4 protein-coding genes and 1 pseudogene are annotated in these 4,057 nt (G+C 67.1%); 2 read left to right on the forward strand and 3 right to left on the reverse strand.

Annotation, left to right across the window (positions count from 1 at the left end; translation table 11 throughout):
* Positions 1 to 181 (forward strand): annotated as a pseudogene (locus tag ACWEJ6_RS54365) (hypothetical protein); the annotation flags it as partial.
* The gene (locus ACWEJ6_RS54370) at positions 142 to 894 is read left to right on the forward strand and encodes a hypothetical protein (protein WP_452433605.1); all 753 of its coding nucleotides are present in this window, start codon (positions 142 to 144) and stop codon (positions 892 to 894) included. The pseudogene ACWEJ6_RS54365 and the gene ACWEJ6_RS54370, both read left to right, overlap by 40 nt.
* A 1,327-nt stretch (positions 895 to 2,221) precedes the next feature.
* Here ACWEJ6_RS54370 and ACWEJ6_RS54375 read toward each other — a convergent pair.
* From ACWEJ6_RS54375 to ACWEJ6_RS54385, 3 genes are all read right to left on the reverse strand, one after another.
* Complete coding sequence (locus tag ACWEJ6_RS54375) at positions 2,222 to 2,584, reverse strand: hypothetical protein (protein ID WP_452433606.1); 363 nt, start codon at positions 2,582 to 2,584, stop codon at positions 2,222 to 2,224.
* 88 nt (positions 2,585 to 2,672) lie between these two features.
* Complete coding sequence (locus ACWEJ6_RS54380; RefSeq protein ID WP_452433607.1) at positions 2,673 to 2,957, reverse strand: hypothetical protein; 285 nt, start codon at positions 2,955 to 2,957, stop codon at positions 2,673 to 2,675.
* Positions 2,958 to 3,134: 177 nt separating this feature from the next.
* Positions 3,135 to 3,593, reverse strand: a complete 459-nt coding sequence (locus ACWEJ6_RS54385) for a Panacea domain-containing protein (protein ID WP_452433609.1) — start codon at positions 3,591 to 3,593, stop codon at positions 3,135 to 3,137.
* Between the last annotated feature and the right edge of the window lie 464 nt (positions 3,594 to 4,057).

Consider the following 4,057-nt stretch of genomic DNA (forward strand, 5'->3'; position numbering starts at 1 on the left):
CCCGATGCTCGTCGTCGGCGCCATCGGCCTCGTGGTGAACCTCGCGGCCCTGCTCCTGCTGCGCTCGGGCGCGAGCGAGAGCCTCAACGTCAAGGCCCGGCCGGCGGCAGGTCCCTGGGTGAGACAAAGGACCGGGAGACAATGGTGGCCCTCGCGCCGAGAGGCTCCCAGGGTTTATTGATCGCTCAGGCGCGTACGAACGGCAAGGAGGGCGAGACCATCTCCGTCCGCGCCTGCGAGGATTTGACCTGCGCCAAATCCCAGACGAAAGACCTGGTCGACCTCTCCTCCATCCCGTTGGTGTCCCACGACCAGGGCCTGGCTGTCGCCGAGGGTCCTCTCGGCACCCCCGTGGTCGTGCGGTTCGAAGAGAGGACCGGCTCCCTGGCAGTCATCACCTGTGAGAACTCTTGCGACCCGGTACGCGTCGAACATCCGGTTCAGGGCGGCTGGACGGGGAGGTCGATTCTCGACGGTGACCCCACCACCGGCGCGACCCTGGCTGTGAGGAGGGACGGCCGCCCGTTGATCGCCTACCGGGACTCGGGCGACGGATCGGTCAGGCTGCTCGACTGCCGCAACCTCTCGTGTTCCCAGGCCGACACCGTTATCCTGTCCGCTCCTGGGAAGGACCACATGCCCCCGGCGTTGGCGGTAGACGAGGCCGGCCGCGCCCTGGTGGCTTATCAAGACCTTGGCTCCGGCCAGATCGTCGTCGCCTCCTGCTGGGGCACCCGTTGCACGCATACACCCGTGGCCAAGAGCACACGCGCTCCCGGCCCGGGACTGGCCATGGCACTGGACGCCCGCGGACGGCCGGTGATCGCCTGGATCGACGGCTACTGGGGGGACTTCGACCTGGTCGTGACCAACCCGCTCAACCTTCCTTCTTGACCGGTGACGGTCCATCGGAAGCAGGTCCAGCCGAGGACACTTGTCAGGTACTGAGGCCGCGAATGCGCGCTGGCGACTACGATGACGGCGACCTGCAGCGAGGCGGTGTCGGAGGCGCGGCGCGGCATCAGGCGATGTCGTGGTAGGACGCGGGCGGATGACCAGCCGCCCGCCACCGGTTTCCGCGCACCCCGACTACGCGGTCGCGGAGCCGCCGAGAATGATCAACATCAGCCACGCCCATCGTTCCTGATCCATTCCGATGTCAGACTTGGTGCGATGGCCCTGACTCCGAAGAGGCGCCACGGCGAATCGGCGGCCTGCCTCAGACCAATCACCCGCCGGGATTTCCCCGAGACCGTCACAGCGGCCCACGATGCGCTCCTGCGGTACTCCGGCTGCGCTCTCACCGGGGAGTTGGCGCAATGGGCCCTCCTCATCGAACCCAACCCGATCCAAGGCTCACCCCCGCCGGTGCTCGCCGATCTGTCAAGCGATGGCCAGGCCATGAGTTCTGGAACGCGACCGACGATGCTCATGCCCCCTACGCCGGACACCGACGCCTCATCGCCGTCATCGACCCCGCGGAAGGAGGCGGTGACGAGGCACCCGCTGCTCTGGGAGAGCGCAGCCGAAGCGGACGAGGACTGGCGAACCAAGGGGCGCGCAGCACCTCGGCGCGGACTGGCTCCGTGAACCCCGCCACGGGCGCCCCGACTTCGGAACCAATAAAGGAACGGGACGCGTATCCGCGGGAGCGGCGCACTCGTCTGGTCGGGGAACCACGATTGACGATGCTAGTGGAGGCCCTGCGTGGAGAACTCAGAACCATGGCGGAGTACATCGCGGAGTTGTGACAAGTCGGGCTGGGCCATCGAAAACGTTGGACGAAGAACCCTCTCGCGGCGTTGGAAGCGCAAAGCGAACTGGCTCAACAGGTGAGGCCACGAGGGAAAGATCTGAACGCGATCTAATCGTCCAGGCCAGCCGTGCGCGATTCTGGCTCGCCCAGCCGGGTCCGCCGGCGAACCAGCACGTAGTGGAGAGCCGGGGGCGCCGGGCTCGTGATCGCGGCCCCGAACGAGAGCCCTGCGGCGGAGCCCCCGTGAGTAGCCTCGCGGTAGGTGGAGACGGTCCGGTCCATACGGGTGGCGCCGGTCAGCGGGAGCGATGCCCGCTCGCCGCCGACTTCGCGGTCTCCGAGTCGGCCGTTGGTGATCCACGGCAGCAGGAAGTACACCCAGGCGCCGTCGCCGGTGTCCTCCTCGGGGCGGACGTCCTCGCCGAGGACCTCGGCCCACAGCTCCAGAGCGAACCCGGAGTCGCGCTAGAGGGAGCGGTCGTCGTAGCCGATCGGGTTTCCGGAGAAGTCGTGGTAGACCGGGCTGCCGGTCATGATCTCGATCAGCTCCGGGGAGACGGCGAAGAAGTTGAGCTCGACGTCGACCCCCAGGAAGCTCGGGCAGCCGCGCTTGTATCCGCCGACGCGGCCGTTGGCGGCCTTGTACTTGACCTCGGTTCCCTCTTCGACGTTGCGGTTCATCGCCAGGCTGGCGAAGCAGTCGAAGACGAATCCGTTGTCGTCGCCGCAGACGGGGCGGCCGCAGCCGTCGACCCGGGTGACGCTGGCGTTGGCGATCAGCGGGCAGGACAGGCCACAACCCCTAATGATCTTGGAGGACCGGCCCACAACCAGCGGCTCTACCGGTCAGTGTAGTGCCGGGGGGCAGGGGCGCGGGGGGACCCAGGTCCGCAGGTTGCTGGATCTCCCCACGCGGTCAGGTGTGCTTCTTCTTGCTCGGCCAGACGGCGTGGGTGGGGTCCCACCACAGGATGTGGAAGCAGTGGTCTTCCAGGAACCCGTACAGGCGTATGGGGCCGCCCACCCGCAGGGGGGAGATGCGGGTCATGTCCGAGAAGCCGAGCGTCTCCAGACGGTCGTGCGCCTGCCTGGTGGGCAGCGCCTCGACGTCGTAGTGCTTGCCCGGCTCGTCTCCCTTGGAGAACAGCTCGTTGATGGTCATGGACTCGAAGGAGACGAGCTTGGTCATGATGTCGGCCATCGGAAGGTCGCCGCCCCTCAGGGGCCGTCGGAGTCCGCGTGGCAGAAGCGCCAGCAGATCCGCTCGTTGGAGATGTCGGCGTTGGGAAGTCGCAGTACGGTCGCGGAGGACACGAAAGGCTTGACGGGGCCACGCGTGCCCGCTCCCGGTGTGTGCTGGCCTGCGACCTTTTTCTTCTTACTCTTCCCCATCGGCGCTGACGAGGGCGTCGAAGAACTCGTAGATCTCTGCCACACCGAGCGGTTCGGTGCTGCGCTCGAGCGGGCCTACGCCGGCTCGCTGCCGGGCGCCGATCCAGGGCAGTTCACGATGCGTCATGGTGGACAGGTCGTGGGCCGACAGGCCGCCGAGGTTCTCCAGCACGATGTCGATGGATTCGCGCTCGCCGCGGCCCAGGGCTTCGGGGTTTCCGGGGACGTCGCCGGCGCGCAGTTCGTAGCGTCCCCTGTGGCGGCTGTAGAGGGTGGGTGAGACCGGGCCGTTCGCCCATGCCTCGAACCGCTCGGGGAACAGCTCCTCGCCCTCCCAGGCCAGGTGGTAGCCGAAGGAGTAGTAGCAGAGCTTCTGAAGCTTCATGGTTGTCATGGGGCCGCGCTTGTCGAGGATGTAGGCCGCGACGTCTTCGATGTGAACCATGTCGCCGCCTCCTCTCACGCGCCTCACCGTATCCCTACCCTGGGGGTCAGGCGGGTTGCCATGGATGTTTCCTACGGTTCGCTGTCGCTGAGGTGACCTCTGCCTGGCGGTGATGGCCGGGCAGGCGTCGTCACTCTGCCAGGTGATCGCCGGAACCGTAGGCCAATTCCACTTTCCCCTTATGTCTAAGGATCGCTCCTATCCGAAGGTAGGTCAATAACACGAACAACCGTTCGATAGCATGTTCAGCGCCCGTCCGCGAGCGTCACCCGCAGCCAACTCTCCAACTGAGCCCACGTACGACCACACTCCGCCACCAGCAACCCGTCCGGCACCCAAACGTAAGGTCGGGAGACAGCCGGCCGAAGATCCCCGACCCGGACCGGCGCGGGCCGCATCCCCCGGGTGTCAGCCAGGTAGGCGAACCCGTAGCGGCGCATGCGGCCGCGGGGCTGAGCGCGCAC

It is taken from the genome of Nonomuraea sp. NPDC004702 (assembly GCF_053601695.1).

Excerpts from the sequence above, each read along its gene's own strand:
- ACWEJ6_RS54370 (WP_452433605.1), top strand. The coding sequence starts at position 142 with ATGGTGGCCCTCGCGCCGAGAGGCTCCCAGGGTTTATTGATCGCTCAG.
- ACWEJ6_RS54385 (WP_452433609.1), bottom strand. The coding sequence starts at position 3,593 with ATGGTTCACATCGAAGACGTCGCGGCCTACATCCTCGACAAGCGCGGC.
- ACWEJ6_RS54380 (WP_452433607.1), bottom strand. The coding sequence starts at position 2,957 with ATGGCCGACATCATGACCAAGCTCGTCTCCTTCGAGTCCATGACCATC.